Raw genomic sequence first — 4,482 nt, forward strand, 5'->3', positions numbered from 1 at the left:
CCGCCAGCTGACGGTACGCGTTGACCATCACCACCGGGTCGTTGTGCTTCACCGAGATCTTGATGTCGCGGAAACCGTGCTCCTCGAACAGCGACGCCTCCCACAGCGCCGACTCCACCAGCGCCTCAGGCGTCGCCTTGCCGTACTTCTGCAGCAGACGCCGGTCCAGCGAACCCGCGTTCACACCGATCCGGATGGGGGTGCCCGCGTCGGAGGCCGCCTTCGCGATCTCCTTGACCTTGTCGTCGAACTGCTTGATGTTGCCCGGATTCACCCGCACCGCGGCGCAGCCGGCATCGATGGCGGCGAACACGTACTTCGGCTGGAAGTGGATGTCCGCGATCACCGGGATCTGCGACTTCTTCGCGATCACCGGCAGCGCATCCGCATCGTCCTGCGTCGGACAGGCCACACGCACGATCTGGCAGCCCGAAGCCGTCAGCTCGGCGATCTGCTGCAGCGTGGCACCGATGTCCGACGTCCTGGTCGTGGTCATCGACTGCACCGAGACGGGCGCGTCACCGCCCACGGCGACCGGCCCGACCTGGATGCGCCGCGAGGGGCGGCGCACCGCGAGCGGCCGGACCGGCACGCCGGGGAGCCCGAGGGACACCGGTCCCGCGGAGGCGGCCACGGCCGTCAGCTCCGGTTCCCGGCGACGCTCTCGCGGGCCGCGCGGATCGACTCCTTCAGCGACCCCATGGTGGCGAGGACCGCCGTCGGCTCGTATCCGCAGTGGGCCATGCAGTTGTCGCAGCGCGGGTCCTTGCCGCGCCCGTACTTGTCCCAGTCGGTCTCCTCGATCAGCTGCCGGTACGTGGGGACGTAGCCGTCGCTCATCAGGTAGCAGGGGCGCTGCCACCCGAAGAGGGAGTAGTTGGGGATCGCCCAGGCGGTGCAGGGGAAGTCGACCTTGCCCTCCAGGAAGTCCAGGAAGAGCGGGCTGTGGTTGAGCCGCCAGCGGGCCCGGTTCCCCCCGGAGAATGCTTTCTTGAACAGCTCCCGGGTCTGCTCGACGCCCAGGAAGTGGTCCTGGTCGGGGGCCTTCTCGTAGGCGTAGGCGGGCGAGATCATCATCTCGTCGACCTGCAGGTCGTCATTGAGGAAGTTGAGCACCTCGACGATGGTCTGCGGAGTGTCGGTGTTGAAGAAGGTGGAGTTGGTGGTGACCCGGAAGCCGCGCCGCTTGGCCTCCTTGATCGCCGCCACCGCCTCGTCGAAGACGCCCTCCTTCGCAACGGACTCGTCGTGCCGCTCGCGCAGCCCGTCGATGTGCACCGCGAACGCGAAATAGGGGGACGGCGTGAACTTGTCCATCTTCTTGCGCAGGAGCATCGCGTTGGTGCAGAGGAAGACGTACTTCCGCTTGGCCACGAGCTGCCGCACGATCTCGTCGATCTGCGGGTGCATCAGGGGCTCGCCGCCCGCGATGGAGACCATCGGCGCCCCGGACTCCAGCACGGCGCCGACGGCCTGGGCCACCGGCATGCGCTGCTTGAGCACGCCGGCCGGATGCTGGATCTTCCCGCAGCCCTCGCACTTGAGATTGCAGGCGAAAAGCGGTTCCAACTCGACGATCAGCGGGAACTTCTCGCGCTTCCTGAGCTTCTGTTCAAAGAGATACGTTCCTACCCGGATGGACTGGCGGAGTGGCATGGCCATCTGGCTCACCTCCTGGGGAGCAGTAAAGAACGGTGCCATTCGATAAAAGCCGGGAGGACGGTGCGCAGAACCCGGAAAGCCGATATTCCACCGCGCAACGTCCCGATTCGGACGAGTTCATGTTCTGGAGCGTCCACGACCACCCGGACGGCCGCAACCGGGCGCGGGCCCGCGCGGACGGCGCTCCGGAGCGTGGCCGCGGACTCCATGTCCACCGCGAGCGCCCCCGCGGCGTGCAGGGCCGCCCGCTCCGCGCCGCGCACGACGTGGTCGGAGCCGACGAGCGGGCCGGTGTGGATGACGCGCCGGGGCGCGGCGCGGGCGAGCTCCTTGGCGAGGAGCTCGACGCCCGAGCACTCGGTGCGGCCCGCGCCGTCCCGGGTCTCGTCGGCGACGACCAGGTCCCCGGGGTGCATCCCCGGGGCCAGGCCGGCGCAGAAGCCCGTGGCGACGACCGCCGCCTCGCGCATCGCCGGGTCGTGCAGGGCACGGGTGACGGCATGGTCCGCGGCCTGCGGTCCCATGCCGGTGCGCAGGACGGTCACGGGCCCGGCCGCCTCGCCGGGGGCGCCCCCGCGCAGCGCGAGGCGCTCGATGCCGAGCGCGCAGGCGACCAGCAGCGGTGCGGGGCCGGAGCTGCCCGTGCCGTACGTCATCACGCCTCCAGGCGGTCGGGGGTGAACAGCTCCCCGTGCACGTAGCGGCCCAGGGCCGTGAGGGGGAAGACCTGGCGGTAGAGGTGGTAGTTGATGGAGAAGTCCCAGGGGAATCCCGTACCGGTGAAGTGCGGTTCGTCCCAGGAGCCGTCCGGGCGCTGGGTGTCCACCAGCCACGCCACGCCCCGCTCCACGGCCTTGCCCTCCCGCTCGCCGGCGGCGAGCAGGGCCATCAGCGCCCACGCCGTCTGGGAGGCGGTGGAGGTGCCGCGGCCGATCCACTCGGAGTCGCGGTACGAGCGCAGGTCCTCGCCCCAGCCGCCGTCGTCGTTCTGCACGCTCTCCAGCCAGCGCACGGCCCGGCGGACCGCCGGGTGCGAGACGGGGATGCCGGCCGCGACGAGGGCGGGGACCGCCGAGCCCGTGCCGTAGACGTAGTTGACGCCCCAGCGGCCGAACCAGGCGCCGCTCTCCTCCTGCTCCGCCAGCAGCCACTCGACGCCGCGCCGGGTGCGCGGGTCGTGCCGCTCGCCGAGGAAGGCGAGCATCTCCACGACGTGCGCGGTGACGTCGGCGGACGGCGGGTCGACGACCTCGCCGAAGTCGCAGAACGGCAGCCGGTTGGGCAGCGTGCTGGTGTTGTCGGCGTCGAAGGCGCCCCAGGCGCCGTTCTTCGACTGCATGCCCAGGTTCCAGCGGGCGGCCCGCCGCACGGCCGTCTCGACGCGCGCCGGGTCGGGGTGCCGGACCCGCTTGAGGGCCAGCACGACCTCGGCCGTGTCGTCGATGTCGGGGTAGGTGTCGTTGTGGAACTCGAAGGCCCAGCCGCCGGGGGTCAGCCCGGGGCGGCGCACCGCCCAGTCGCCGGGGCGGTCGATCTGCTCGGCCAGCATCCAGTCGGCGGCCTTGACGAGCGCCGGGTGGTCGGGCGCCACGCCGGCGTCCGCGAGGGCGATGGTCGCCAGGCACGTGTCCCACACCGGGGACTGGCATGCCTCGATCATGCGGCTGCCGTCCTCGCGCCGGACGGCGAAACGGTCCAGCGACTTCAGGCCCTCGCGCAGCACGGGGTGGCCCAGGTCGTAGCCGAGGAGGTGGAGGGCGATGATCGAGTAGACGGCGGGCGGCTGGATGCCGCCCCAGCAGCCGTCGTTCTCCTGGCGCTCGACGATCCAGCGGGCGGCCTGCTCCAGCGCGAGGCGGCGCAGGCGGCGCAGCGGGAACCGGCGGTAGTGGTGCAGGGCCGCATCGAGGCGCTGGAAGACGCCGTCCCAGCTGGCGGCGGGGGCGAGCGGGCGCGGCGGGTTCGGCCGGGCCGGATCGGTGTGCAGCTCGTCGAGCGCGAACGGCGCGGGGCGCACGGGGCGCTTCGCGGAGACCACGGTGAGCGGCACGATGGTCTGCCGGGCCCACTGGCCGAAGTCGTAGAGGTTCAGCGGGAACCACTTCGGCAGGAACATGATCTCGGGGGGCAGCTCGGGGAGGTCCTCCCACTTCCACCAGCCGAAGAGGGCGAGCCAGATGCGGGTGAAGACCCGGGAGGCGGCGATGCCGCCCTGCTCGCGGATCCACGCCGAGGCGGCGGCCATGTGCGGGGCGTCGGGGGCGTCACCGGCGAGCCGCAGGGCGACGTAGGCCTCGATGGTCGTGGAGAGCTCGCCGGGCCCGCCGAGGAAGGTGGCCCAGGTGCCGTCCGGGCGCTGCTCGGAGCGGATGTACAGGGCGGCGGCGCGGGTGGTCTCCTCGTCCCGCACGCCCAGGAACTGACGGAGCAGCAGGTCTTCGGCGTCCATGGTGACGTTGGTCTCCAGGTCGCCCTTCCACCAGCCCTGCTCGTCCTGGCGGGAGAGAAGGTGTTCGGCCGCGAGGGCCGTGGCCCGCTCGGCGGCGGCGAGGGCGCCGGGCGCCTCGCCCTCCGGGAGCGGGGGCTGTGCCGTGGTGCTCTGTGCTGTGGTGCTCTGTGCTGTGGTGCTCTGTGCTGTGGTGCTGTCGGTGGCCGCGGCAGCGCGGGGCGGCAGGGCCCCGGTGCTTCCGTCGGTCGTCGCTGTCATGGTTTCCCCTTTTTTGCAGTGAGCTTCCTTCTCTGCCTTCCTGGGGGCTCCGTCGGCCGGCGCCATGAGCAATATCGCCCGCCGGCCGCCGCCCACCCCAAGGACGGGTGAAA

The 4,482-nt window shown here is 71.5% G+C and carries 4 protein-coding genes; all 4 read right to left on the reverse strand.

All coding sequences use genetic code 11. The features are described 5' to 3' along the window. Positions 1-613, reverse strand: a 613-nt coding sequence (locus ACOTKD_RS19150; protein WP_424890489.1) for a flavodoxin-dependent (E)-4-hydroxy-3-methylbut-2-enyl-diphosphate synthase, incomplete at its 3' end; no start/stop codon positions are given. A gap of 26 nt (positions 614-639) precedes the next feature. Then, positions 640-1,662: an adenosyl-hopene transferase HpnH gene (gene hpnH / locus ACOTKD_RS19155; protein ID WP_106674215.1), complete on the reverse strand. Its 1,023-nt coding sequence runs from the start codon at positions 1,660-1,662 to the stop codon at positions 640-642. 5 nt (positions 1,663-1,667) lie between these two features. After that, positions 1,668-2,318: a 1-hydroxy-2-methyl-2-butenyl 4-diphosphate reductase gene (locus tag ACOTKD_RS19160; RefSeq protein WP_424890191.1), complete on the reverse strand. Its 651-nt coding sequence runs from the start codon at positions 2,316-2,318 to the stop codon at positions 1,668-1,670. After that, the gene (shc, locus tag ACOTKD_RS19165; protein WP_424890192.1) at positions 2,318-4,369 is read right to left on the reverse strand and encodes a squalene--hopene cyclase; all 2,052 of its coding nucleotides are present in this window, start codon (positions 4,367-4,369) and stop codon (positions 2,318-2,320) included. Before shc ends, ACOTKD_RS19160 begins: the two co-directional genes overlap by 1 nt. Positions 4,370-4,482: the final 113 nt, after the last annotated feature.

It is taken from the genome of Streptomyces sp. XH2, from assembly GCF_049725035.1.
Classification (GTDB): Bacteria; Actinomycetota; Actinomycetes; order Streptomycetales; family Streptomycetaceae; genus Streptomyces; species Streptomyces roseoverticillatus.